Genomic DNA, 24,510 nt, shown 5'->3' with positions numbered 1-24,510 from the left:
CTGAGGCTCCCCCATATGCCCGCGCGCGCGCGGGAATCGACGGCCGCAAGCGGCCGTCACGGGAAAGGGCCGGCGCAAGCGCCGGCCCGGTGGCGCTGACGCGCCACCAGTTGTCCGCGCAGGCGCGGACATCGAAGGGGTGTCCGCTGACGCTCCCACCCCTTCAGGTCCTTCCGGCTCCGCCTCCAGGACCAGGCCCGCTACCGCGGGCCGGCTGGCAGCGGTCGAGAGTGGCCGGGGGTGACTGTCGGGAGCAGGTGGGAAGGACCCCGGGGTCCTTCCGGCTCTTTAGAGGAAAAAACCGCTCAGCTCACGTGAATGGAAAACCAGACGAGCGAGAGACATACCGTCGCCAACACGCCTACAGCGGCCAGACCCGCTCTGCGCCGCGCCGGATCGGCGCAGAGCGCAACCAGTACCGGACCCACCGCCATGACCCCCACGCTCAGGGCCATCGACTCAGGTAGATCCTGCCGCGAAAGGCCGGCGAGAACGGCGATGATGAACCACTGCAGGAGAAACGATGCCGGGACCGTCGCTTTCAGCGGCCGCACGTCCAGTATCCACAGGGCCAACCAGAGCACCGGAACACCCAGAAGCACCCACAGTCCGATCCCCACAAGCGGATAGAACGTCAAACAGAGCGAGGTGCTGTCCTCGCAACTACGCGCGTCCTCAGCAATCGCCCACAGCCACAAAGCCCTGGCCAACCACCCCGTGACCGCACCGGCAACCGCACTTCCCGCCAAAACCCCGTAGATCTTGCTCATGCACCCGAGGCTCGCAGCCCAACCCATCCAAGTCCTGAGTACAGATACTCAGACACGACGCTGACACATCACCAGATGTCCGCGCTTGCGCGGACCTGAAGGGCTTTGCGGCCCGTTGGGTGTCCGCTGGGCCGGGGAAAGGGCCATGCACACGCTTGCCAGCGCCGGCCCCGTCTCAACCCAGTCCAGGAAGCAGTAGGTGGCTACGCTGCCGCGCTGGGCCCCATGAATCCGACACCGGGATGACCGTGGCCCCATCGGGCGGGGTCTGGCGGGGTCGGGCAGAGTCGGATCGAATGGGCTGGCTGGCTCAGCCCGTCACGGTACAGTCTTCAGTGTGCATCACCCCAGATGTGATGCGTGTAGCTGTGTAGGATCCCGAGAACATCGCCACCCCCTCCCAGGCGGGTCTGTCCGCCGCTTCGAGTTCAGCGGAGTGCCGAATGCAGAAGTCTGGTGACATCGTGCTGCGTCCTCATCAGGAGGAGGCGGTGGAGGCTATTGTCCGGGGGCTGGATATTCCTCCTGGTAAGCGGATTCCGGAGGCTGGTCTGCGGGCGACTGTGGTGTCGGCGTGTGGGACTGGGAAGACTTTTATCGCCGCCGCGGCGGCGCTCCGGCTGGCGCGGCACGGGCGGGTCCTGGTGCTGCTGCCGACGCTCGATCTCCTCACGCAGACGGTGCGGGAGTGGCGGCTCGCCGGGCACACCGGGCCGGCGGTCGCGGTCTGCTCGCTGGAGGACGATCCGCAGCTGTGGCAGCTCGATGTGCGGACGACGACGTCGGCTCCGCAGTTGGGGCTGTGGCACGGGCGTGGCCCGGTGACGGTGTACGCGACGTACGCCTCCCTGCCCGTCATCACAGAAGCCCACGAGGGCCTGTACGGGCTGCCCATGGACGTGTTTGACCTGGTCGTCGTCGACGAGGCGCACCGCACCTCGGGGTTGGCTGGGAAGGCGTGGGCCGATGTCCACCGCCAGGAGGTCATCCCCGCCATGCGCCGGCTGTACATGACCGCCACCCCAAGGGTCTGGATGGAGCGGCCCCCGCGGTCCCGGGCGCAGGAGCGGGAGCGGGAGGAGGCCCGTCGGCGCGCGGAGGAGGCGGAGCGTAGGGAGCGTGAGGAGGCGGAGGCGGAGGGGCGGGTGCACGTCTCGCGGCCTCGTTGGGACCGGTTGCCGAAGGAGCTCACGTGCTCGATGGACGATGAGCGGGTGTTCGGGCCGGTTGTTTATGAGTTGTCGCTCGCTTCGGCTATTTCCCGTGGGCTTTTGGCGAAGTATCAAATTGTCGTCGTGGAACTCACCGACCCTGTCGTCACTCCGCAACGGCTGAATAGTGAGGAGCGGTACGAAGAGCAGCTGCGCGGGCAGCGGCTCGCCGCGATGCAGACCGCGCTCCTGGAGACCATGGCGGCCCATGGTTTGCAGACCACCATCACGTTCCACCACCGAACCGTGGAGGCTGAGGCCTTCGCGGCGGGGCTGGAGCGGGTCGCGTCCCGGCTGCATGCGGTGGATCCGGCCCGGCATCCGGAGCGGGTGTGGGCCGGGTGGCTGTGCGGGGAACACGAGGGCTCCCACCGGCAGTCGGTGCTCGCGGACTTCGGGCGCAGGGCGGGGCGGGCGGTGCTGAGTAATTGCCGGGTGCTGGGCGAGGGGGTTGATATTCGGGCGACGGATAGCGTGGCCCTGATCGATCCGAAGGGGTCGGCCGTGGACATCGTGCAGGCGATCGGGCGGGCTTTGCGGCAGAAGCCCGGCGAGGGGAAGATGGCTACCCTGATCGTGCCCGTGTTTCTACGGGAGGATGAAAAGCCTGAAGACATGCTTTCGTCGAATTCTTACCGGCCACTGGTTCGAGTTTTGGCGGGACTACGGGCGCACGATGAAAAGGCTGTGGAAATGCTGGCTATTCCACAGGAGAACCAGAAAAGGATCGTAGACCCGTCTCGACCGGTCGGGAAGGCGCCGGAGGAAGGCGAGGAGGAGTCACGGCTCCTGCTCCGGTTCGCGACGCCGCGGGACCCGGCACTCATCGCGAAGTGGATCAGCTACACCGTCATCAACACCGAGCGGCAGGACTGGAAGCGGGGCGCGGAAGCCGCGTACCGCTACCGGCAGCGCGAGGGGGACCTGGAGGTGCCGTACGAGCACGTGGAGGTGGCGGGGGCGTTCCCGCTGGGGCGATGGCTCTCCGACCAGCGGCGCGTGTACCGGGCCGGGGCCATGACCGGGGAGCGGGCGGCCGAGCTGGAGGAGCTGGGGATCGTGTGGGACACCGCCGACGCCGGCTTCGACCAGAACCTCGGCGCAGCGCGGGCCTACTACGAGCTCCACGGGACCCTCGCGGCCCCACGGGGCGCCACCATCCTCGACATCCAGATCGGGCAGTGGCTCACGAACATCCGGCGTCCCGGCGGGCTCGGCAAAGACCCCGGCCGGGCGCAGCGGCGGGCCGCCGCGCTGGCCGCGATCGATCCGGACTGGAACCCGGGGGTGCTGGGGTGGACGGTGGACTGGCAGCGGTACTACGCCTACCTCGCCCAGCTCCTCGCCGACGGTGCGCGGCTGACCGCGATCGTGCCCGGGGTGACCCGGCATGGGGAGGACGTCGGACGCTGGCTCACCACCCAACGACACGCCTGGGACCGGCTGAATGCCGAGCAGCAGCGCCGGCTCGGCGAACTCGGCGTGAAGAAAGCCCCACGCGCCCGCAAGGCGGCGGCGAAGACGGCTACGGCGTCCGCGCCGCGCGCTGGCGGTACTGCCTTCCAGACGGGTCTGGAGGCCCTCCAGCAATACATCGCACGGGAAGGCGGCCTGCCCGGCCGGGCGCACGTCGAGCATCTCCCGGACGGGCCTCACCGGACCGGCATCTGGATCGCCAACCAGAAAGCCCGCCGCGACAGGCTCGACCGGGCGCAGCGCGCCGCCCTCGCCGAACTCGGTGTGGACTGGGCGCGGTAGGGGGTTGGGGGGCTGTTCCAGAATTCTGGAACAGCCGCTCCCGTCCGGGGCTGGACGCCCTGTCAGCGCCCGTGCCTCGCTCCCTTGGTGGGCGCGGTCTGCTGTCGGTGGGCGGGGACGGCGGCTTCGGCCGGGGCCGGCCCGCCGGGGGACGCGGTGGGGGTGGGGGTGGAGTGGGAGCGGGCCGCCATCGGGGAGACCACAGTCGGGACGCGGACGCGTGCGACGCGGAGGGCGGCGTGGTCAGGGCGTTCAGGGTCGCGTCCACGAGGCGGAGGTCGCTCCCGACCCACAGGGTGGGCCGCCGTCGTGCCGGTGATGTCCAGGAAATCGGAGGCGCCGCTGCCCGTGCGTCTCATACCCTCGGCCCGCACCGGCCCGTCGAAATCACCAAGGACTCTGTGAATCACTCCGATCTCCTCGCCAAGGCCCCCTCGCTCGCAGCCGGCATGGCCGCCGCCGATCACAGCCCGGAAACCCAGCTGTCCCAGACTCGCCACCGCGCCGCGCTCCTGGCGAGCTGGCACATCACACCCGGCTCAACCGTCCTCGAACTGGGCTGTGGTCAGGGCGACATGACCGCCGTCCTTGCAGAGGCGGTTGGGCCCGAAGGGCGCGTGGTGGCCGTTGACGTGGCCGCACCCTCCTACGGGGCGCCGGTCACGCTCGGAGAATCGGCAGCCCGGCTCGCGGCGGGCCCTCTCGGGCCACGCATCGACTTCCGCTTCGGCACCGACGTCCTCGACCCGTCAGTCGACTTCCCCGAGAGCACTTTCGACCATGTGGTGTTCGCGCATTGCTCCTGGTATTTCACATCGCTGGGACAACTGCGCGACACGCTGGCCCGGGTACGGCCGTGGGCGCAGCGACTGTGGTTCACCGAGTGGGACCTGACGCCTACCTCCGACGACCAGTTGGCGCACCTGCTCGCCGTGCTGATCCAGGGGCAGACCGAAGCCGCTGGATCGCATGGCCAGGGCAACGTCCGCACACCTTTCTCCCGTGAGGGCCTGCTGCGGCTCCTGCCCGAGGCCGGCTGGACAGCCGACGGCAACAGGCCGGTCGATACCGAAGGACTGCAGGACGGCGACTGGGAAATCGCAGCCTGCCTCGACCTGGTGGGAAGCGATGAGCGTCTGGCCGCGCTGCCCGAGCCGGTGCGACAGCTCGTCCTGAGCCAGGCCGACGTCCTGCGGGCCATTGCCAAGCCGCACGGCAACCGCGCGCTCGCCGCGTATTCAGTCACCGCGCGCTGACATACGACCCCAGCGGCCGGCCCGGTCAGGGTTCGGTGAGATCAGCCAACCTTCACCCACCTCCGCCCCCAGGCCGCCATGTCTGCAACACCGCCCCGCCAGGGCACCGCGCCCTCCCGGAGTGACCCCCTCGGGCACGTACCGTCCCTCGACGCCCAGGAGGCGCGTGCGGTTCGTGGCCGGAACGCCGCTGAGGAAGTTGCCCAGCAGCGGCCGACCCGCGTGCGAAGCACCACCGGCACGTGGTCGACGTCGCGGTCACCGTGCCGGTGCGCCTGGTGGCGATGCTGGGCGTGGTCCCGAACGCCGGACAGGCCCGGGTGCCGGCCGTGAGGATGGTGGGATGAATTCACAACTGCGGTTCACCGCCTGGTTCAAGGACCCCGTTCCGGACGCTGGCGAAGACGACGTGGTCAGCCAGCCGGTCGTGGGGTGGCGAGATTCCGACGGGGCGGCAATGGTCCTGGACCGGATGGCCGGGCGTGTGGTGGCGGCGGCGGAGCAGCCTGGCTTCACGGAGATCGAAACGGTGGCCGACGAGCAGCTGCTCGGAGTCGTGCCGGGCGCCGGATGGCGGGTCCGCAAGTCCGGGCAGGGGCCGCTTCCCGAGGCTCACGATCCGGTGGCGTTCGTCGTGTACTCCACGCACGTCGTGCCGGTGGTGAGCCTGCCTCCCGCCGGTGGCTTCCGTGGGGAGTGGCGGGACAGCGAATGGACCCTGCACGTGAAGGAGTAGAGCAGCGGGTCGGTCTACTCCGGGGCTCTGTCCATTTCAGGCCTGCCTCGACGATGATCCCTACCCACGACACGGCCAGCCCGAAGGACAACAGTTGACGATCACCCTCAGCCGGAAGGCTCTGGCGATAGGTGCGGCCGTCCTCGCCGCCGTCGCCCTGGTGCTCTTCCTCGCCCTGCGTCAGACCCCAGCGGAAGCCGGGGCCGAATTCGGTAAGGAGCTCGCCGAGATCGGGACCGGCTCCACCCGTTCGCCCCTCGGAGGACTCAGCCCCCGTCAGCTCGGTACGTGCACGGGCGAGGCCTCCAACCGCTACAAGGACGACAAGGACAAAGACGAGTTCCAAGACGCCTGCGTGGACGCCGCCCGCATGCACTCGTACTGACCAGCCATCTCCGCCCGGCGGCCTTCATCTCCCCGAAGCGCGTCGGTCGCACATGGCACGCCGACCCCACCACCGTCACCCGGGTGTAGGCGGCAGGGGGGAGCTGGTCAGATGGCCGTGTCGACCAAGAGCAGGCTTTCGGATCAGCTGAAAGTGCTGGCGGACCGGGGGCTGGACTGGGCAGCGTAAGGGTCCCCACGCAGTTGGTGGGGCATCCCGGCACGGAGGACACAGTGATCATCTTCGACACGAACGCGGTGAACGAGTTGTCGCCTAGCAGTCCGCGCGCGGACATCATCCGCAAGCTGCGGCAGTCTCGCCACCACCGTGTCGCCGTGCCATGGATGGTGCTGGAGGAAATGGCCGCGCACCAGACCAAGTTGTACCCCGTCAAGTACGAAGCCGTCACTCACACCCTGGACAAGCTGCGTGCGCTGCTGCCCTGGGAGCTGAAGAGCACGCTGGAGCCGCTGGACCTGGAGCGGCTGATGAACCACTGGCGAGACGTCTACGGCGAGATCTTCGAAGTGATCGAGACCAGCCCCGAGGTCCTCACGTACGGACGCCTTGCCCTGCGATAGCCCCAGGCCCGGGAACCGCCCGCCCACCACCGTCCCGGGGAGCATCCGGCCGGCCCGCGAGTCGGCCGGGGGCCGGACGCGGAGCGGGGTGCACCCCCAACTCCGCGGCGCGGACTCGCTCATGCCGCCGGGTGACCGCGCCGACGACGACCAGGCGGTGGGGCAGGACGCCGGAACAGGTCCCGCCCTCGTGGAGGGCACGAGTGGGGGCCCGCAGCCCCAGGGCGCAGGCCCTCGGTGCGCAGCGCGCACCCGGCACGGGGCATGCAGCCGGGGCGCAGCGCGCCCGACCAGGTCACGCGGCGGCCGGTTCCGTGCCGCCCGGGCCGGGCTGTGGCGGCCGGACGGCTGCGAACGCAGGCTCGAAACCCGCTATGCGGGTCCTGGCGGGAGTCCGTAAGGTGCGCGTACCGCGGCAGGGGAGCTGTAGCGCAGAGGTCGACGTGCCCTCTTGCTGAGAGGGAGGACGCCGGTTCAAATCCGGCCTGTTCCCCCGCCGTGCGCTCGCTCCGGCCGGCGCCGGGAAGGATCCGGAACACCCGGCAGCGGGTTGAGGCCGCCAGGCTGGGCGTAACGCGCTCCAGCACGGTCGCGGAGGCGCCGGTGCGGGCGCACGGGCAGTCCGACCCGATCGTGGGGCGCCGTCCTGACGCTTCGTACGCTCCTTCCGACCCGCTCCCTCCTCGCTGAAAAGAGTCTCCGTGCACTCCGCTTCGCTGAAGAGAGTCTCCGTGCACACCGCTCACCGCCTGCTCGCCGCCGTCGCCCTCACCGGTACCGCGGCCCTCGGGCTCACCGGCTGCCTGTCGCCCGAACCGTTCCCCGGCCAGCCGGGCTCCCGCGTGCTGAACGACTCCGCGACCGCTCTGCGCGGCGCGTCCACGTTCACCGTGAGCGGGAAGGCGTCCGGCCAGGGGCAGGTGAACCTGTCGGTCAGCGGGACCGGCGAGTGCAAGGGCACCATCGAGGCCCGGGGCGGCGGCACCCTTGATGTGGTCCGCACCCGGAATCACACCTTCCTCCGGGGCGACGAGACCCACGTCCTCGCCAAGATCAAGGACATGCCCGAGGACCAGGCGAGCCAGGCCCGCAAGGACATGACGGGCCGCTGGATGCGCATGGAGGCCACGGACCCTGCCCTGAAGGGACTGACCAATCTGTGCGACCGCGACGGCCTGCTCAAGGAGATCTACAGCATCCAGGGCGCGGAACAGGGCGCGCTGACCAAGATCGACGGCCAGGAAGCGGTCACGATCAACACGCCCGAAGGAGTCTTCCTCGTGGCCACCAAGCGCGAACCGTTTCTGCTCAAGGTGACCACCAGCGGCCCGAACCCGATCGATCTCGCCTTCACCGGCATCAACAAGCCCGTACAGGTGGCCGTCCCGGCAGACAAGGACGTCTACAGCCTGGACGACAACAGCTGACCTCCGCCCCGGCGCGCTCGTGACCGAACGGACGATCCCTGCGGGCGCGCGGGCGACGGCGCGGTCACCGCGGGGATCAGCTCGGGGTGCGGACGAACGCCGACGGGGGCAGTTGCAGTCGGCCGCCAGGCGGACACCTGGGTGGTCAGCTCGCGGGCAGGGGCAGCAGCGTGGCATGTGGGCACCAGCCCGCTGGATGTCGCATCCGGCTCCGCACGGGCAGGTCTCAGTCTCGATGTCCCCCTGCAGCCGCACCGCCTTGATCGGCTCCAGGAGCTCGAGGGCATCCGTCGGGTCAGGCGGGGGCTATGAGGGCGAGCAGCGCCCTGATCTCGCCGACCCGCCAGGCGCAGGGCACGGCGTTCCTGATGGCCTTCCAGGAACTCCGGGAGTCCGAACTTTACGGCCGCCGCCGCGGTGAGCACGATCAGCGGGTCGGAGTCCTTGCCGTTGTGGTTCAGGCGCGGGGCGCCCAGGCGGGCCTCGTCCAGCGTCCACTCCACCAGCTCCGCCACGGTGGTGGCCGGGCAGTCCATCACGATGCCCTCGGCGCCGTAGGCCTCGCCGTCGCCGTTGAGCACAGCTCAGTGCCCGGCTCGGTCGGCGGCTTACCCAACAGTGTCAGAGCCAGGCGCCCATCGAAGATCCGGCAGGCTGGCTCATCGGCCGCGCCCTGCCGCGTCGCAGCAACTGCTACGACAGCCGCTGCGACGAAGGACGGCGCATGGACACCGAAGGCACCTGTCCGGCCTGCGAGTTGCTCATCGCGGGCCGCCGATCCCTGCGTCACAGCGTCGCTGCCCGACTCTCCGGCAGCTCCGGCAGCTCCGGCAGCTTGTCCCTCTCATGGCCCGGGCAGGCGCCCAAGCAGGACTTCGGGTTGTTGTTGCGTCAGAATTCGCAGAGCACGAAGCCCGTCGTGCCGTTCGCCGTGAGCGGGCCATCGAGGAACGGGCTGCACGGGACGCCGCGGTTGCGGCTCAGCGGGCGCAGGTGAAGGCTATGGAAGCAGAGCGGATGGCTGCGCCCTGCCTGGAGTGCGGCGGGCAGACGGAGGCCGAGGTGTGCGGCATCTGCAGCAGCTGGCAGGCGGTGGAGCTGGCTGCTGCCGCGAGCGCAGACCTCGCCCGCGCAACCTGGACGGCCGCCGCTGCGTCGGCCGGGCGAGAGAGGACCGCCGACCTGGCGGCGGCTGGGGTCCGGGCCGAGGCGGAGCAGGCCGCCAGCCGCGGCCGCGTGGAGGGCGCCACTGAGGAGACGGCCGCGTGCATGGCCAGACTCGCTGCGGAGCTGACCGCATGGGAGCGCCGCACGGCAGCCGCCTCGTCACTGGCCCTCGGCACGAGGGCGGATGCGGATGCGGATGCGGCTGCGGCTTTCGAGGCGGAGCTGCGGCGTACCCATGTGCATCCGTCGGCCGACGACGCCCACCGGGCAGCGCGGGCTGCGGCCGAGGCCGCGCGCCTGCGGGCAGCCGAGCACCTCGTAGCCGCGGCACTGGCGGATGGACAGGGGTGTCGACGGGAGGCAGTGCTGCAGCCGGACGAGACGGACCCGTACCTGCTGGGGGCCGCGCGGGTGCGGGCGGAGTTGCGCCGAACCAGTTCAAGGGCGGCATGAAGGCCCGGTCAGGCCGTGCTGATGGCCAGACTTGGCGATGTCCCCGGGCGGTGCCGGCCTGCCGGGTCACGCCGTGCGTCGCTTGCGGGCACGGGGCCCGACCGTCGATCGCCGGTGGAAAGGCCGTTGCGGTCGCGTGCGCCGAGGTGGTCCGGTCCGTCGACCGCACCGGCAGACGCGAACCACGGGTCCGCGGAGGACGCCCCGAACGACCCCGAGGTGCCCGATCCGACCGAGTACCGCGAAGCTGGCACGACCGGGGCAGCCCAACGACTCCTGACGCTCCAGAATCCCCCGGACCCGCTGTCAGAACCGCCTGGCAAGATCACACGTATGACCAGCAACACCGGGGCTCCCGTCCCACTCCCAGCCAATCACCGCATCTCCGAGACGTACGCCGACTGGGCACGTACTCAGGGGCCGGGCGTCGAAACCGACGCCCGCGACACGCTGGAACGGGCGGGCAGCAGCCGGCACCGGGCCTGGGAGAAGCCCGGCCGGTTCGTGGACGACGCGGAGCGCCTGGCCCGGGGCCTGCCGGCCGCTCACCTGCCCTGGTTCTGGGACACCATCGGTCATTGGATGCTGGAGACGCATCGCCGCTCCGCCGCCCGCGCCTACGCGCAGGCGCGCGCCGCCGAGCGCACCCACGCTCTGCCGGTCGATCCCGACTGGCGGCGGGCGAATCAGCTGCTGTTCGCCCGGTTCGGCGCCCTGCCCGCCAGTGAACTCAGCAATGCGGCGGCCTGGTTGGCCGGTGTCATCGAGCCGGATGACGCGCACCACGAGTTCGTCCGCCTGCTGAGCGCCTGGGCGGCGTCCCCCGGCGAGCTTCCCGCCGATCTGGCCCGCCGGGTCCGGGACTCGGCCCGTGCGGCCGGGCTCGGCAGCGAGGAGGAGGCCCGGGTGCTGGGCGGGGTGCTGGCCGCGGCCCGCGGCAAGGCCATACCCGACCGGCTGCTCGACGCGGCCGTCGGCCCGCTCGGCGACCACCCGCCCGCCGACGAGCAGGCCACCGCCCTCCTCGACCTGTTTCCCGAGTCGAAGAACGACGCGGCGGCCTGGCTGCGGCTGCTCATCGCGTGCGGTGCCGCCGACGCGGCCGCGGCCGGGCGGATCACCCCGGAGGGCGGCCTCGGAGACTGGCTGCGCCGGTACGCCGCCGGATACTCGCACCGCACGGTGGGCGGCGGTGGGGTGACCCGCCAGCCCATGCCCGCGGAACTCTTGGACCTGGTGGGCCGTTTCGCCCCGCTGCTGCGTGCGCACGGCGCCCCGGTCCGGCTGCACGAGGACCGCTACCGGTGGCCGCATCTGGACGCCGACCTCCTCGACCTCTGCCTCGCCGAGGGCGTACCCGTCCACGACCCCGGTGCTGCGATCAGCCTGGAGTTCTGGGGCGAGCACTCCCAGCGCGACCTCAAGGCACTCGCCACCGACCCGGTGTTCGGCCCCCGGCTGGAAGGCACCGTGCACGCCGGGCTCCGCACCCGTGGCGGCACTGCGATCAGCGGCACTGCCATCAGCCGGCTCCCGCACAATCCGGGCATCACGGCCGAGGTGCACGCCCGCGTCGAGAAGCTGCTCGATGCCCTGCGCGGTGGGGGCCTCGCCGCCGCCGACGAGGCCGTCGACGAGCTGCGCGGCCTCCTCGACCGGCCCACCGCCATCGCCCTGGACGGCATCGAGGAAGCCCTCGACGCACTCGACCTCACCGGCCCGCTGGCCCGCGCCCTGCGGGCCGGGCTCCCCGAGGAGCTGGGCTGGCCCGCCCTGGACCAGGCCCTCGCCGCGTTCCCGCCCGACGAAACCGTGCACGTCACCTGCACCTGGCCGGTGCTCACCGTGTACGGCGAGACCCGCGCCCTCGCCGTCGACCACGCCGGGCTGCGCGCAGACCACACCCTGGAACTGCCCTACGGCGCTGTCGGCCACACCGTGCACTGGGTCGGCGGACAGTTCCTCGTTGGCTGGAACGAGGAGCACGAGGAGAACTCTTCCAGCACCGCCTACTGGTCCGACCGCCCCGGCGAAAGGTTCGAACCAGAGCAGACGTACGGGCTGCGCCCCTACGGCGGCAGCATCCAGGGCGGCCTCGGCTACCAGTTCGAAACCTCGGACGGGGGCGGCCGGTTCGACGGCGAGCGCGTCCTGCGGGCCGGCGGACGTGAGGGCATCGGCCACCGCGACTACCAGATGAACGACGGCCACTCCCTCTGGAGCACCACGGTGTTCAGCGAGGACCACGGCGGCTGGAACCGCATCGACCCGGCCACCGGCGTTCCCACCGCCGACCGCACCCTGCCCGCCTTCCACGACCCCGACCGGTCCCCGCCCGGCACGAAGCCCTTCCCCGACCACCGCATCCTCGCCGCACTGCCGCCCGGCGCCCCGCCCTCCCCGCTCGGCCAGGACGGCACACTCACCGGCTGCCGGGTCGACTACCGCACCCCGTACGCGGGTCCCTCGCCCCGCGAGTTCGTGCTGGAGTCCATCGACGGCCGTACCGCCTCCTACCGCAGCAACAACTGGGGCCGTCGCCCGTGGGGAATCCTTGCCCTGCCTCTCGGCGGTGGGGACGCCGTCCTGAACGGAGGGACCACCATCCGCTGCCATGCCGCTGGCGACAACTCGTTGCTCTGGCAGGTCCAGGGCTTCCCCGGCAGCCGCCACAGGACCCGGAGCCGGGCCACCCTGGGCGAACTGGCCGGGCCGGTGCCGCCACCTGCCTTCTGGCACTTCCTCACCCCGCGCGACGAGCACTCGTCCCGTGCCCTGAGGACGGTCACGGACAGTGCGGTGTGCGAGCTGCTGCACCAGGGCATCGGGTGCGCCCTGCCGGGAGTGACCGACCTGCGGGTCCAGGAGGGCGTCGACCGCGCCGTCCGGCTCGCCGCTGACGTACTGCGTCGCCGCGAGGAGCTGTCCCACCGGGTCGCCGTCATGCGGGCCGGGCCGGTCGTCGACCTGCCGGACCCTGCGCCGGACAACCGGCTCGTCCCGGCCCTCCACGGCCTGCTGCCTCAGCTGCGCGGCTACGAGGAACGGCAGCCGCAGCCACAGCCCGCCCTCCTCACCTCGGTCGCCGCCGACGGCCGGTACCTGCGCGGCGAGATCGACGACGAGGTGCGGGTGCTCGCCCTGCCCGCGCCGCCCTCCGAGTGGGCGGTGCTGACCGGCCGGATCGATGCTGTGGCCTGGCGGACCGTCGTCGCGGCCACCCCCGCCGAGCAGCGACAGGCGCTCGCGGCACTGCTCGGCGTATGGAGCCGGCAGCCGTTCGCGGAGGCCGGGAGCTCCTGGCGGACCGGCCGGGCCCCGGAGCAGCGGATCGCCGAACTGCGCGCGGACGGTTTCGCCGTGGCCTGCGGGCCGGACCGCAGCGGCCTCGCCCCCTTCCTCCAGCGATCAGCCGATCCGGTGCCCGCCGATGCCGAAGAGTGCGCCACGCACACCGTCGCCGCCGATGACACCAACCGGCTCCCCCGCCTGCTGGCCCTGCTCGCCGAACAGAACCCGCTGCCGGTGCCCGAGGAGGCCGTGGACCTGTTCCGCTGGCGCACCGGGGTGCCACGCCCGATCGCCGCCCTGGTCCTCGACGGATTCGCCGGCAGCGACGACTACGGTGCGCACCGCAAGCTGGTCCGCTCCAAGCCGTACAAGGCGGACCAGAACACCCTCTACGCGTACGACGAGTTCCGGCGGCGGCTCGGTCCGGCCGGCCGGCGCACCGTGCTTGCTGCAGCTCTGCCCGGCGACCCGGCGGAGCTCTGGGCCCCCGGCGGGGTGACCGCGGCCGCGGAACGCATGGCCGTGGCCTGGGCCCAGTTGCTCGGTAGCGCCCCGTACACCGATGACGGCAGCCATGCCGCTGCCCTCGCCGCAGACCACGGACTCCCGGAGATCTGGGCCACGGCCCTGCTCACCGGCCGCCTCGAGAAACCTCTGGAGGCTGACGTCATGCAGGCCGCCGCCACCGCTGTCGCCTGGGATCTCGCCGAGCGCCCGGTAGAAGACCCTGCGGCGCAGGGTGCCCGTGCCCTGCTCGGCGGGCTTACGGATCTGCCCGCTGATCTGCTCACCGCTCTGCGCAGGCTGGCGGACCGGTCCGCCACCACCCCCGTTCCGCCAGGCCAGTACGAGACCAACCCGCTGTTCAGCGTCCCGGACCTGGTGGACGAGGTGGCGGCGGCTCTCGGTGTCAGCCGTGACGCGGCCGCCCTCCAGCTCCAGCTGCACGCTTTCGACCGCCCGGCCGACCGCACCGTCCGCCGCTGGAACTCCTGGTCCATCGATCATCACCGCGCTGTCCGCAAGGAGCTGACCGCCGCGAAGGCCCCGCGCCCCAAACCCGCCGCCCCGGCAGAAGCCCCCGCTGCGGTCCCGGCACCCGCGCACGAGCGGTTCACCCGAGCCTGGGCGGACAGTGCGGCGCGGCCAGAAACGAAGGCGTGATGCTGCTGAACGCCTCACGCAAAGCCGAGTTGTCTGATGCCGCGTGGGCGGTGATCGCGCCAATGTTGCCGCCGGCGGCCCGGGCCCGTGGGCGGTGGCGTGATCACCGTCAGGTGCTGGAAGGCATCGTGTGCAAGTTCCCGCGGCGGGCTGACCAGCAAGATTCGCCTCGCCTGCGACGGACGCGGCCGGCCACTGGCCTTCACGCTGACCGCGGGCACCCGAAACGACTGCACCCAGGCCGAGACCGTCATCGGCCTCATCCGGGTGGCGTGCGGCGGGGCCGGGACGGCCCCGCGTGCGGCCCGAGCGGGTCATCGCGGACAAGGGCTGCTCCTCCCGGGCCTTCCGCGCCTACCTCCGCCGGCGCGGTATCAAAGCCACGATCCCGGAGCGTGTCGACCAACTCGCGGGCCGGGCCCGGCGCCGGGAACGGCCCTGCCGTTTCGACAGGTCCGTCTACCGGCGCCGCAACGTCGTCGAGCGTTGCTTCCACCGCCTCAAGCAATGGCGAGGCATCGCCACCCGCTACGACAAGCACCCCGCCCGCTACCAGGCCGCGATCACCCTCGCCAGCACCCTCATCTGGCTCGACAAGTGATCGACAAGACGCTGCCTAGGGCCAGATCCACGAGAGTACGCACCGGACCGTCGGTACACAGCAAGGCATCTCACAGCTCGAACAGGGCGTCTCTCCGGGAGACCAGACACGAGTACAGCTCTGAACGGAACTCCGTCACCGCCGCGAACGCGCCTCGTTGAACCTCGTGCCCGACCAGATCCACGATCCCGGCCTCCGTGCCGCAGCGATCCTGCCCACAGGATCATGCCCCGGCCCCTGGCGGGTCCGGTGAACTGGGGAAACCTGGAACAAGTTCGAGCCGTGTTCGACGGGAGCCAGATCAAGTCCGGACTGGCTACTGCAGCAGGCACGACTCAGCAGATGTGGGCTTCCTTCGCTGGCCCTCCGGGGTGAAGGTGAGGGACTGGCGGAACGGTCCCTCACCAAAGCGCACCGCGAGAAGGAGCGGTTGCTCGTGCTTGGGCGGCCACGGCTCGGTCCCGGGCTCGCTGCCGTTCCACAGGTGAAAGACCACCATCGGCCGCTTTGCATCCTTGCTGAGGTAGCCGAGCGACTTTCCGTACAGTGGATTGTTTCCTCCGAACAGCACGGAGGGAGCACCGAACTCCGCCGTTACATCCCCTGATGTGCGGTCCTCTTTGGCCCACTGCCAGACCCGCCCCTTGAGGGCTTCGTACGCGTCCTCCGTAAGAACCCTGTCCGGCTTGAGCCAGCCACGTTTCTGCGCAAACTCCGCGTACACCGACGCCATGCCGTACTCGTAGTTGTGTCCGGGGATCACGTCTCGGAAGGCTCCAGTCACCCCGGCAGCAGACCAGATCCCGCAGTCTTCCCACTCTCGCTGCTGCTGGGTGAACGCCTCGGGCTGACGTTCAACGAACAGCAGGTGCCCAAGGAGGATCCGAAGAGCCTGCTCGCCCCCAAACATCCCGGGCCGACGGAGCGCGAGGTTGAGCTCTTCAACAAAGTGGGCGTGTATCTCTTCGGGAGCGGCCAGCGGGGTGGGAAGGGTCATATGCCCAGTCTCCCGCATCAGGAGCCCCTCGGGCCGTTCACCTGGACGGCGACCAGAAGTGGTTGAACGTCAAGCTGAAGCCGTTCTGACCCAACTACCCAGGAGCTTCCGGCGCAGGACACTGGGCCGTCGGGTCAGCCGCTCTTGGAACCGCCGGCGGCGACGATCCTGCGCATGGATTCGCGGGCGCCGGGGTGGTCGGAGCTGGGCATATTCCAAAACATGTCGATATGGAAGAGCAGGCGCCCCCGCAGCTCCCGGAGTGCGGTGTCCTTCGCCACGGCCACGCGCTGTCGGCCCTCTTCGTCGTCGGTGGCACCGTCGACGGCGTCGCGAAGGGCTTTCGCCCACTTGCCGACGAACATCGCCTCCCCCATCCAATCGTGGGAGCCTCCGTGCCGGGCCACATTGACCAACTGCGAATCCTGCTGCTCCGTCAGCCCTCCCGCGAGAACCCAGGAAACAGCGACCGCCGCCGCTTCGTGGGCCAGCTCCTCGTCACCAGGGCCAACGCCGATCATCTCGTCCATGGTCATGATCCTATTCAGACGAAGACGGCCCAGTGACCTGCGCAAGTAATCAGGACTGTTCGACTTCCGCCATGAGGAGCCGGAGCGTCAGCGAGTGCTTCTCCGGCGGAAGTGCGTCCAGCGCGGCGCGGGCGTGGGCCGCGCCGGCGGTGACGTCGCCGGAGCGGGCGAGCATCAGGCCTCGGTGCATCTCCAGGTGGGTCGCGAAACGGGGCAGGGTCGCGGGGAGCTCCGCGCGGGCTGCGTCCTGTGCTGTGACGGCCGTGGTCTCGTCGCCGAGGCGGGCGGCGAGCAGGGAGGTGAAGACGTTGAGGCGCCAGTAGGGGACGGCGTAGTCGGAGGTCTGTTCGTGGGATCCGGCTTGGTCGAAGATGCGCCGGCCTTGGGTGAGGAGCTGTCGTGCGGTGGTGTGGTCGCCGCAGAGGGCGGCGGCGTGGGCCTTGCCGAGACGGCGTTGAGGAGGCCGAGGGAGGGTTTGTTGCTGATGGCGATGGCCTGGTCGGTGAGGCGTCGGCGGCCTTCGTGGCCATCCGGTACCAGTGCACGGCCTTGGCGCCGCCGGAGCCGGGAACGTCTTCGCGTACAGGGTCATCAGGCGGGCCGCGACCGACCAGAGGCGGGGGTCGTCGAGCTGCTGCTGGACGGTGTCGAGCTCGGCGCTGACGCGGCGTTGGATGTCGGCGGCGCTCAGGCTCATGTACTGGGTGCCGTAGACGGCCAGTTTGGCCTCCCCGGCGTCCACGGTGGGGGCGCCGGGCGTGCGTCGCGTGCTGCGTGTCCGTCTTCGGCCGCAGGTCAGCCGTGTACCCGGTCGTGGCACTTCTGGCGCAGCCCGTTCTTCGGCCGCTCTCTTGTGCCTCGGTTGGGTCCGGCTTGAGTGCCAGCGCCGCGGTTGCTGCCCTGTTACGCGTGGTGTGTGGGGGCGGGTCGTCGGTTCGCCGCCCGTGGTGCCCTGGTGGACGGGTGCGCGGGCCGGGTGCGGGTCCTGTGGCTGCGTCGTCTGTCGGGGATCTCGCGGGGTCCGCGTTGCCGTCGAGGGCACCGGTGTGCGGGACCGAACCTGCCCCGGACGGCTGTTGTGCCGGGTGCCGGGGCGTCGGCGGGGTTCGTCGGCGCCCCGGCGGGGTCAGTTTGTGGCGGCGGCCAGGATGCGGGGGGCGGCCGCGTGGGCGGTGGGGGCCCAGCTGAGGAGGGTGGAGCCGACCGACATGCCGCCGCCGAAGCCGGTCAGGAGTACCACGTCGTCTTCGGCGAGCAGGCCCCGGCGGTGGATCTCGTCGAGGGTGATGGCGATGGAGGCTGAGCCGGTGTTGCCGTATCGGGCCAGTTCCAGGTGGAGGGCGGCGTTGTCGAGGCCGAGTGCCGGCCATACCTCGCTGATCATGACGGCGTTGGCCTGGTGGGGGACGAAGTGGTCGACGGTGCCTGCGGGCAGTCCCGTGCGGGCCAGGAGGTCGGCGACGGCCGTGGGGAGGTGCTCCTGGACGAAGGCGCGGACTCCGCGGCCGTCCATGCGGAAGTGGTGGGCGCCCTCCTCCAGGGTTCGGGCGGAGGCGGGGCGGCGGCTGCCGCCGGCCGGGACGCCGATCAGTTCGTGCTGGTCGCCCCGGGTCAGCAGGCTGGTGCCGAGCAGGCCGTGGCCGGAGGGTGAGGGGCCGAGGACGGCGGCGCCGGCTCCGTCGCCGAAGAGGATGGCCGTCTTGCGGTCGGTGTGGTCCAGGATCCGTGAGTAGATGTCGGCGCCGATGACCAGGCCGTGGGCGTCGCCGGGCTCGGCGCGCAGGAGGCGTTCGGTGACTGTCAGTCCGCAGACGAAGCCGCTGCAGACGGAGTTGATGTCGAAGGCGGCGGCGTTGACGGCTCCGAGGAGGTGCTGGACCACTGCGGCGGTGGCGGGCTGGGGCTGGTCGGGGGTGGAGGTGGCGACCACGATGTAGGTGAGGTCGTGTGGGTGGATGCCTGCCTGTTCCAGGGCGCGGCGGCCGGCGTGGGCGGCGAGGTCGGAGGTGGCCTCGTGCGGGGCGGCTCGGCGGCGTTCGTGGATGCCTGTCTTGCGTACGATCCACTCGTCGGTTACTCCGGTGGTGCCGGCCACCTCGTGGTTGCCGATGATCTGCTCGGGCAGGTAGGAGCCTGTGGCGAGGATGGCTATGGGGTTTGGCGTTGTGTGGGGTCTGTTCGTCACGTTCTCGTCTCCTGGGGTCGGGGCTCGGCGGCCGTTCGTGTGCCGGGCAGCCGCTCCCATCCGGCCAGTTGTGCGTGCGCGGTGAGTACGGGGTCGGAGCCGACGACTACCGGGTGGCCGACGGCGCGGAGCAGGTCGAGGTCGCTGCTGTGGTCGCCGTAGGCCGAGCAGTGCGCGAGGTCGAGGCCGTGGATCGCGGCGACGGCGTGGGCGGTGCGGCCTTTGGCCGTGCCGATCAGCGGGGTGACCACCTGGCCGGTGAGGAGGCCGCCGCGGATTACGGGTCGGGTGCCGAAGGCCCGGTCGGCGCCGAGGTGTTCGGCGATCGGGTCGAGGCAGGCGAAGAAGGATCCGGAGATCAGGACGGTCAGGTCGCCGCGCCGGCGGTGTGCGGCGAAGCGGGCGGTGGGGCCGGGGTTGAAGGGTGTGCGGGCCAGTTCGTGGGTGAACCAGGCTCGGCCGGAGGCTGCCAGGGCTGCCGCGCTCTCCCCCGCGTAGAGGCGGTAGTACTGGCGGTTGACCTCGGCGCGTGGGACGCCGTCGGCTGCGGCACGGTGCAGAGTGCCGGTGAGGCGTTCGTAGGTGCCGGGGGCCGCTTCCTGGCGTTTCAGGTGGAACGCCAGGAAGCGGAACATGCTTTTGAAGGCGATGAGTGTCTCGTCGACGTCGAAGAAGGCGGCGGTGGTCATCGGTGGGTCCGGACCCGGGCGAGGTTGAGCGTCAGCAGGCACAGGCTTTCGCCGTCCTGGTGGGCCTCGACGCGTACCGGTATGCGGTCGGTGTCGGGGGTGTGTTCGTCGCCGAACTCCACGATTCCGCCTTGGGTGTAGTAGACGGCGGGTTCGGCTGGGCGGTCGGTGTCGCGGTGTTCGCCGACGACTGCGGTGAGGGTGGCGGGGCTGTCCAGTTCGCCGAACCGGCTGAAGGTGACCGCGAGGTCGGTCGGGTAGGTGCGGGAGGGGGACATGCCGCGTACGTCGAGGGCTCCGTAGAGGGCGATCTGGCGGGCGGCCTCGGCGATGACCATGCCGGGGAGGTGGTCCTGCGGGTGGTCGAACATGCTGGGGTGGCTGCCGGGGGTGCGGATCCCGGCAGTCAGGGTGTCTCCGGCGATCTGGATGCCGGTGAGGACGACGTTGTCGGCGTTGGCGCGGCCCACGCGGTACGGCTCGACGGGTGCGCCGGTGGCGCTGCCGGGTCCCGGGTGGTCGGCGGAGGAGGGCAGTGGTCTCTGGTCGCGGTTGCGCAGTCGGAGGGCGGTGTAGGACTCGGGGGATTTGAAGCGCAGGCCGATGCCGGCGCGGCCGATGCTGATGTCGCCGACGCGCAGGTCCACGTCGTAGTCGAGGCCGTTGGTGCGGCTTTCGCGGACGTAGTGGTTGCTGGTGGTGACGTGCAGGGTCAGCTGGCAGGGGGAGGCGCCGACGGCTATGCGGTCGGGGCGGGAGAGGTGGACCCGCAGGTGGGTGAGGATGAACTTGTCGGTGCGGGGGACTGCGAAGTAGGCGTGGGCGCCGGCCAGTGCGGCCTGTCGGCAGGCTTCGAGCAGCAGGACCGGGTCGTAGACGTTGGGGCTCAGCAGGTGGTCGCCGTAGTAGGCGTGGGAGCGGGGCAGTTGGGCTGCGGCGACGTACGAGGTTCCGCCGAGGGGCTGGAGGTCGGTGAGGAAGACTTCGCCGAGCGAGTCCCGGTGGACCAGTGTGCGGTCGACGGTGCGGCTGTAGCTCAGCTCAAGTGCGGCGAGGTCCTGTTCCAGCGGTGAGGGTGCGGTGGTCACGTGCGGAACCTGCTTTCTCGGGTGGTGTGCTGCTTCTGCTGGTGCTTGTTCGTCGTCGTCCGGGTGGTGGTCAGCGGCGTTCCAGGAGTACTCCTGTCCAGGTGAAGCCGGCTCCCGCGCCGAGCAGGATGATCCGGTCGCCTGTGGTGAAGGTGTGGTGGCGTTCGAGGTGGTCGAGGCCGGCGATCTGGTCGCCGCTGCCGAGGTGGCCGACGGTGGTGCCGAAGTCCCACAGGGATGTTTCGGCGCCGCCGGGGAACTCGGGGAAGTAGTTTTCCTGGAGCAGGGGCAGGCCCAGGTTGGGGTAGACGACGCGGCGCAGTCTCGGGTCGGTGCCGGAGGGCAGGAGGGTCTGGCGGATCTCGCGGACTGCTCGGCGGGTGGCTTCGCGCAGGCTGTCGGTGCCGTGGGTGGCGAGGTAGCGCTTCTTGGCGGCGCGTACGTGGTGTTCGGTGCCGAAGAGGGCGCGTGTCTCGGGGGCGGGCTCGTCGAGGCGGTGCAGTCCTTCGAGTGCGGGGTCGCTGACGCTGTGGATGGTCAGGACGTGCCAGCCGGGGTTTTGGGGGGCCGGGGTGTCGGCGGTCAGGACGGCGGCGGCGGCTCCGTCGCCGTAGACGATGCCGTAGTCGGCGGTGAAGCGGTCGAAGCCGGAGGCGGCGAAGCGGTCGGTGGCGACGATGAGGGCGTTGCGGCGGCTGCTGCCGGTGAGGAGGCCGGCGGCGAGGTCGAGGACGAGGAGCTGTGCGTTGCAGCCTTGGCTGACGGTGAAGGGCAGGGCGCGGGTGGCGCCGAGGCGGGACTGGAGCCAGGAGGCCGGGGACCACAGGCGCTGGTGGCCGTGGCGGTGGATGGCGGTGACCGCGATGAGGTCGATGTCCTGGGGTTTGGTCCCGGCGGCGGCCAGGGCGCGCTGGGCGGCGATGAGGGCCATGTCGCCGGGGTAGAGGGTCTGTTCGGCGGCGATGGTGTGGTAGCCGGTGGCGCGGATGCGTTCGGCGTCGGGGTCGGGGTGGCGGGCGGCTTCGGTGTTCAGGTCGAGGCGCTGCTCGGGGAGGTAGCTGCCTGTGCCGGCGATGCTGAGGCCGGTTGAGGGGCGGGGTGGGGTGGTCATGCCGCCTCCTTCTCGGTTTCGGCGGGGGCGCCGGTGGTGGTGTCCGTGGGGGCGGGGAGGGTCTGGGTGACGTGGCCGTCGGGGCGTACGAGGACTGCGGTGGCGCCGGCCGGGAGCCAGGTGCGTTGTGCCGGGGTGAGTTCCGCGGTGTGGGTGTGGGGGGGCAGGTGGGTGTGGTCGGGGCGGGCGCCGGGCAGGTGGAGCCAGGTGTGGTGGCCGGGTTCGGGGCGGTGGCCGGGGACGCGGGCGCCGGGCTGGAGGCGGTGGCGGGTGCGGGGTGGCAGGGCGGGGTGCCCGGGCGGGGTGGCGGTGGGTGCCGTGGGTGCCGTGGGTGCCTTGGTGTCGGTGGTGGTGGGTGTGGGGGTCGGGGGGTAGTGGAGGTAGAGCTGGCTCCAGGCTTCCGCGTATCCGGTCAGTGCGTCCTGTACGGAGTTTTGCGCTGTTTCTGTTGTGGCCTGGCGCATGGCGTCGAGGAGTGTGAGGACGCTGGTGGAGCGGGCGACTTCGGCGGCTGCGGCGCGGCGTTCGCGGTCGTAGTCGGTGAGGAGGGGGGCGTGGGAGCCGTCCAGGAGGGCGGCGAAGCGCCAGGCCAGTGCCCAGGCGTCGCCGAAGCCGGTGTTCATGGCCTGGCCGCCGGCGGGGGCGTTGAGGTGGGCGGCGTCTCCGGCCAGGACGGTCCGGCCGCGGGTGAAGTGCTCGGCGAGCCGTTCGTGGACCTGGTAGTGGGCGATGCGGTCGACCCGTGCGAGGCGCAGGGCGGGGCCGAAGCCCAGGGTGTCGACGGTTTCCTGGAAGTGCCGGGTGCTCAGTTCGCTGTCGCGGTCGATCGATTCGGCTGTGGCGGGGCCGGCGATGCGTACGGTGCCGTGCGGCAGTGGCAGCAGGGAGACCGCGCCGGCGGGGCCGATGTACATGGCGGAGGCGTGTGGGTCGGCGGGGAGCAGTGGGGCGCCTTCGGCGAGGAGGTAGCTCATGGGGTAGGTGATGCCGGGGAAGGCGATGTCCAGGGCGGTGCGGACGGTGCTGCTCGCGCCGTCGGCTCCTACGAGGTGGCGGGCGGTGATCGTGTGCGGGGTGCCGTCGGCGTCGGTCTGGGCGGTGATGCCGTGTGCGTCCTCGTGGTGGTGGGTGTAGCGCAGGCCGCGCAGGAGTCGGCCGCCGGTGGCGGTGAACCGGTTCGCGAGTGCGGCTTCGACGTCGGGCTGCGGGACGTTGAGGTAGTAGGGGAAGGCGGTGTCGAGTGCGCTGAAGTCCACGGTGAACCGGGCCTGGTGGTGGGTGTGGAAGTCGATGCGGGTGTGGCGTACGCCTTTGTCCTCGACGGCGGTGCGCAGGTCCAGGGTGTCCAGGATCTCTAGTCCGGCCGCGTGGACCATGATCGCGCGGGTGCGGGGGTCGATGTCGTGGCGGGCTTCGATGACGGTGCACTGGATGCCGTGGTGGCGCAGGAGGCAGCCGAGCATCAGTCCGGTGGGGCCGGCGCCGATGACCAGGATGTCGGTGGTGTGGTGGTCGGCCGCCCGGGCGCGCGGGGTGTTCCGGTTCATCGGTTCGTCGCTTTCTCTGCGTACGGGCGTGGCCGTCGCCGGGGGTGCGGGCGGGGGTGGGTCCGGGTCCCCGGCGACGGTCGTTCGGTGCCGGCCGGGGCGGTCAGTGGCGGCCGGCGGTGCGGCGGTTGCGGAGGAAGAGTGCGACCAGCAGGGCGACGGCGATGAGGATGAGGCCGTTGACGAGGATCGCGAGGTTGATGCCGGAGAGGGTGGCGGCCTTGACCGGTTCGCTCGACAGGCTCCGGATCTGGGCGGTGGCGATGGCGCTCATGATCGGGATGCCGATGGTGATGCTGACCTGCTGGGTGAGGGTGGTGATGCCGGTGGCCAGGCCCTGCTGCTCGTTGGGCAGGCCTGAGGTGGCGGTGACCATGAAGCCGACGATGGCGGCGACGTGGGCGTAGCTGCTGAGGAAGGCCAGGCCCAGGACTGCGTAGAGCCAGCTGCGGGCGTCGCCGGCGAAGTAGAGTGCGCCGACGGTGATGCCCTGGATGAGCAGGCCGGCGACGAGTACGGCCCGGCTGCTGCCGAGGACGCCGATCCAGCGGGGGGCGGTGACGCCTCCGAGGAAGGCGCCGACGCCGAGGACGCCGAAGGTCAGACCGGTGGCGATGGCCGAGTAGCCGAGGACTTCCTGCAGGTAGAGGGTGAGCAGGAAGATCATGGCGGTGAAGCCGATGAAGGTGGCGGCGCCGCCGATGTTGCCCCAGGTGACGCTGCGGCGGCCGAGGATGCGCAGGGGTGCCAGCGGTTCGCTGGCGTTGAGCTCCACGAAGCCGAAGCCGATGAGGAGGACGACGCCGGCGGCGAGGGAGATGAGGGTGGTGGGGTCGCCCCAGCCGTACTGGCCTGCGGCGGAGATGCCGTATACGAGGGCGATGAGGCCGGCGCTGACGGAGACGGCGCCGGGGATGTCGAGTTTGCCGCCGTGTGAGCGGGAGCCCTTGAGGAGCAGGGGGGTGACGACGATCAGGAGGATGCCGATCGGGATGTTGATGAAGAAGCCCCAGCGCCAGCTCAGGGTGTCGGTGAGCAGGCCGCCGAGGATGGCGCCGCAGGTGAAGCCGGCGGAGAGCATCGCGCCGTTGAGTCCGAGTGCGCGGTCGCGCAGTGGTCCTTCGGGGAAGGAGGTGATGAGCAGGGCGAGGCCGGCGGGGGTGACCATGGCGGTCGCCAGACCTTGTGCCACGCGGGCGGCGAGCAGGGGGCCGGCGGAGTCGACGAGGCCGCCTGCCAGGGAGGAGAGGGTCAGCAGGACGAGGCCGGCGAGGAAGACTTTGCGGGCCCCGATCAGGTCGGCGACCCGGCCGAAGAGGAGGCTGAACCCGGCGGCGCTGAGCGCGAAGGCCGTGGCGATCCACTGGAGGTTCTCGGTGGCGAAGTCGAGTTCGCGGCCGATGACCGGAACCGCCACGTTCATGATGGAGAAGTCCACTGCCAGGGTGAACTGCGCGCCGAGCAGGAGGAGCAGGATGAGTGTCTGCCGCTTCGTCATCCGCTCCGGCGCGGGGGCCGGGCCCGGCGAGTGATCTGCCCGAGTCTCCTCGGGGCTGTTGACCG

The 24,510-nt window shown here is 71.0% G+C and carries 18 protein-coding genes, 1 tRNA gene and 2 pseudogenes; 10 read left to right on the top strand and 11 right to left on the bottom strand.

Annotation, left to right across the window (positions count from 1 at the left end; translation table 11 throughout):
* Nucleotides 1-305: 305 nt before the first annotated feature.
* Nucleotides 306-770, bottom strand: a complete 465-nt coding sequence (locus ACFY0D_RS07215; RefSeq protein WP_390797399.1) for a hypothetical protein — start codon at nucleotides 768-770, stop codon at nucleotides 306-308.
* A 443-nt stretch (nucleotides 771-1,213) separates the two neighbouring features.
* Between ACFY0D_RS07215 and ACFY0D_RS07210 the strand changes: the two genes are divergently transcribed.
* The 7 genes from ACFY0D_RS07210 (at nucleotide 1,214) to ACFY0D_RS07180 (ending at nucleotide 8,124) form a co-directional block, all read left to right on the top strand.
* Entirely contained in the window at nucleotides 1,214-3,739 is a 2,526-nt protein-coding gene (locus ACFY0D_RS07210) for a Helicase associated domain protein (RefSeq protein ID WP_390797398.1), read from the top strand.
* 401 nt (nucleotides 3,740-4,140) lie between these two features.
* A complete protein-coding gene (locus ACFY0D_RS07205) occupies nucleotides 4,141-4,995 on the top strand; it encodes a class I SAM-dependent methyltransferase (RefSeq protein WP_390797397.1) in 855 nt (284 codons plus the stop codon).
* A 343-nt stretch (nucleotides 4,996-5,338) separates the two neighbouring features.
* Entirely contained in the window at nucleotides 5,339-5,731 is a 393-nt protein-coding gene (locus tag ACFY0D_RS07200) for a hypothetical protein (RefSeq protein ID WP_390797396.1), read from the top strand.
* A 94-nt stretch (nucleotides 5,732-5,825) separates the two neighbouring features.
* Nucleotides 5,826-6,116, top strand: coding sequence for a hypothetical protein (locus ACFY0D_RS07195; protein ID WP_390797395.1), 291 nt, complete (start codon nucleotides 5,826-5,828; stop codon nucleotides 6,114-6,116).
* Between the two features lie 335 nt (nucleotides 6,117-6,451).
* Nucleotides 6,452-6,697, top strand: coding sequence for a hypothetical protein (locus ACFY0D_RS07190; protein WP_390797394.1), 246 nt, complete (start codon nucleotides 6,452-6,454; stop codon nucleotides 6,695-6,697).
* 420 nt (nucleotides 6,698-7,117) lie between these two features.
* A tRNA-Ser gene (locus ACFY0D_RS07185) sits at nucleotides 7,118-7,190 on the top strand.
* Nucleotides 7,191-7,428: 238 nt separating this feature from the next.
* Complete coding sequence (locus tag ACFY0D_RS07180) at nucleotides 7,429-8,124, top strand: hypothetical protein (protein ID WP_390797393.1); 696 nt, start codon at nucleotides 7,429-7,431, stop codon at nucleotides 8,122-8,124.
* Between the two features lie 344 nt (nucleotides 8,125-8,468).
* Here the strand turns inward: ACFY0D_RS07180 and ACFY0D_RS07175 are convergent.
* Nucleotides 8,469-8,708: pseudogene (locus tag ACFY0D_RS07175) on the bottom strand (transcriptional regulator); the annotation flags it as partial.
* A 418-nt stretch (nucleotides 8,709-9,126) separates the two neighbouring features.
* Between ACFY0D_RS07175 and ACFY0D_RS07170 the strand changes: the two are divergent.
* From ACFY0D_RS07170 to ACFY0D_RS07160, 3 genes and pseudogenes are all read left to right on the top strand, one after another.
* A complete protein-coding gene (locus ACFY0D_RS07170) occupies nucleotides 9,127-9,744 on the top strand; it encodes a hypothetical protein (RefSeq protein ID WP_390797392.1) in 618 nt (205 codons plus the stop codon).
* A 333-nt stretch (nucleotides 9,745-10,077) separates the two neighbouring features.
* Nucleotides 10,078-14,199: a hypothetical protein gene (locus ACFY0D_RS07165; protein WP_390797391.1), complete on the top strand. Its 4,122-nt coding sequence runs from the start codon at nucleotides 10,078-10,080 to the stop codon at nucleotides 14,197-14,199.
* A 138-nt stretch (nucleotides 14,200-14,337) separates the two neighbouring features.
* Nucleotides 14,338-14,800 (top strand): annotated as a pseudogene (locus ACFY0D_RS07160) (IS5 family transposase); the annotation flags it as partial.
* A gap of 316 nt (nucleotides 14,801-15,116) precedes the next feature.
* On the opposite strand, the gene ACFY0D_RS07155 reads toward ACFY0D_RS07160, so the two are convergent.
* From ACFY0D_RS07155 to ACFY0D_RS07115, 9 genes are all read right to left on the bottom strand, one after another.
* Entirely contained in the window at nucleotides 15,117-15,797 is a 681-nt protein-coding gene (locus tag ACFY0D_RS07155) for a hypothetical protein (protein ID WP_390797390.1), read from the bottom strand.
* 134 nt (nucleotides 15,798-15,931) lie between these two features.
* Nucleotides 15,932-16,327 (bottom strand): hypothetical protein, encoded by a 396-nt coding sequence (locus ACFY0D_RS07150; RefSeq protein WP_390797389.1) that lies wholly within the window; start codon nucleotides 16,325-16,327, stop codon nucleotides 15,932-15,934.
* Nucleotides 16,328-16,376: 49 nt separating this feature from the next.
* A complete protein-coding gene (locus ACFY0D_RS07145) occupies nucleotides 16,377-17,069 on the bottom strand; it encodes an XRE family transcriptional regulator (RefSeq protein ID WP_390797388.1) in 693 nt (230 codons plus the stop codon).
* A 384-nt stretch (nucleotides 17,070-17,453) separates the two neighbouring features.
* Complete coding sequence (locus ACFY0D_RS07140; protein WP_390797387.1) at nucleotides 17,454-18,512, bottom strand: 3-oxoacyl-ACP synthase III family protein; 1,059 nt, start codon at nucleotides 18,510-18,512, stop codon at nucleotides 17,454-17,456.
* A complete protein-coding gene (locus ACFY0D_RS07135) occupies nucleotides 18,509-19,201 on the bottom strand; it encodes an HAD family hydrolase (RefSeq protein ID WP_390797386.1) in 693 nt (230 codons plus the stop codon). Before ACFY0D_RS07135 ends, ACFY0D_RS07140 begins: the two co-directional genes overlap by 4 nt.
* A complete protein-coding gene (locus ACFY0D_RS07130; RefSeq protein ID WP_390797385.1) occupies nucleotides 19,198-20,289 on the bottom strand; it encodes a ScbA/BarX family gamma-butyrolactone biosynthesis protein in 1,092 nt (363 codons plus the stop codon). Before ACFY0D_RS07130 ends, ACFY0D_RS07135 begins: the two co-directional genes overlap by 4 nt.
* 70 nt (nucleotides 20,290-20,359) lie before the next feature.
* The gene (locus ACFY0D_RS07125) at nucleotides 20,360-21,400 is read right to left on the bottom strand and encodes a ketoacyl-ACP synthase III family protein (protein ID WP_390797384.1); all 1,041 of its coding nucleotides are present in this window, start codon (nucleotides 21,398-21,400) and stop codon (nucleotides 20,360-20,362) included.
* The gene (locus tag ACFY0D_RS07120; protein ID WP_390797383.1) at nucleotides 21,397-22,947 is read right to left on the bottom strand and encodes an FAD-dependent oxidoreductase; all 1,551 of its coding nucleotides are present in this window, start codon (nucleotides 22,945-22,947) and stop codon (nucleotides 21,397-21,399) included. Before ACFY0D_RS07120 ends, ACFY0D_RS07125 begins: the two co-directional genes overlap by 4 nt.
* Before the next feature lie 103 nt (nucleotides 22,948-23,050).
* Complete coding sequence (locus tag ACFY0D_RS07115) at nucleotides 23,051-24,445, bottom strand: MFS transporter (protein ID WP_390797382.1); 1,395 nt, start codon at nucleotides 24,443-24,445, stop codon at nucleotides 23,051-23,053.
* Nucleotides 24,446-24,510: the final 65 nt, after the last annotated feature.

Origin of the sequence: Streptomyces sp. NPDC001502, from assembly GCF_042894785.1 — a bacterium.
GTDB classification, from domain to species: Bacteria; Actinomycetota; Actinomycetes; order Streptomycetales; family Streptomycetaceae; genus Streptomyces; species Streptomyces kutzneri.
The sequence above is the reverse complement of the archived record's forward strand: the minus strand, read 5'-3'. Positions and strand labels throughout refer to the sequence as shown.

What these genes read in the sequence shown, in the direction of transcription:
- ACFY0D_RS07115 (WP_390797382.1), bottom strand. Translation starts at nt 24,445, where the DNA reads ATGACGAAGCGGCAGACACTCATCCTGCTCCTCCTGCTCGGCGCGCAG.
- ACFY0D_RS07215 (WP_390797399.1), bottom strand. Translation starts at nt 770, where the DNA reads ATGAGCAAGATCTACGGGGTTTTGGCGGGAAGTGCGGTTGCCGGTGCG.
- ACFY0D_RS07135 (WP_390797386.1), bottom strand. Translation starts at nt 19,201, where the DNA reads ATGACCACCGCCGCCTTCTTCGACGTCGACGAGACACTCATCGCCTTC.
- ACFY0D_RS07165 (WP_390797391.1), top strand. Translation starts at nt 10,078, where the DNA reads ATGACCAGCAACACCGGGGCTCCCGTCCCACTCCCAGCCAATCACCGC.
- ACFY0D_RS07155 (WP_390797390.1), bottom strand. Translation starts at nt 15,797, where the DNA reads ATGACCCTTCCCACCCCGCTGGCCGCTCCCGAAGAGATACACGCCCAC.
- ACFY0D_RS07150 (WP_390797389.1), bottom strand. Translation starts at nt 16,327, where the DNA reads ATGGACGAGATGATCGGCGTTGGCCCTGGTGACGAGGAGCTGGCCCAC.
- ACFY0D_RS07120 (WP_390797383.1), bottom strand. Translation starts at nt 22,947, where the DNA reads ATGAACCGGAACACCCCGCGCGCCCGGGCGGCCGACCACCACACCACC.
- ACFY0D_RS07200 (WP_390797396.1), top strand. Translation starts at nt 5,339, where the DNA reads ATGAATTCACAACTGCGGTTCACCGCCTGGTTCAAGGACCCCGTTCCG.
- ACFY0D_RS07210 (WP_390797398.1), top strand. Translation starts at nt 1,214, where the DNA reads ATGCAGAAGTCTGGTGACATCGTGCTGCGTCCTCATCAGGAGGAGGCG.
- ACFY0D_RS07170 (WP_390797392.1), top strand. Translation starts at nt 9,127, where the DNA reads ATGGAAGCAGAGCGGATGGCTGCGCCCTGCCTGGAGTGCGGCGGGCAG.
- ACFY0D_RS07125 (WP_390797384.1), bottom strand. Translation starts at nt 21,400, where the DNA reads ATGACCACCCCACCCCGCCCCTCAACCGGCCTCAGCATCGCCGGCACA.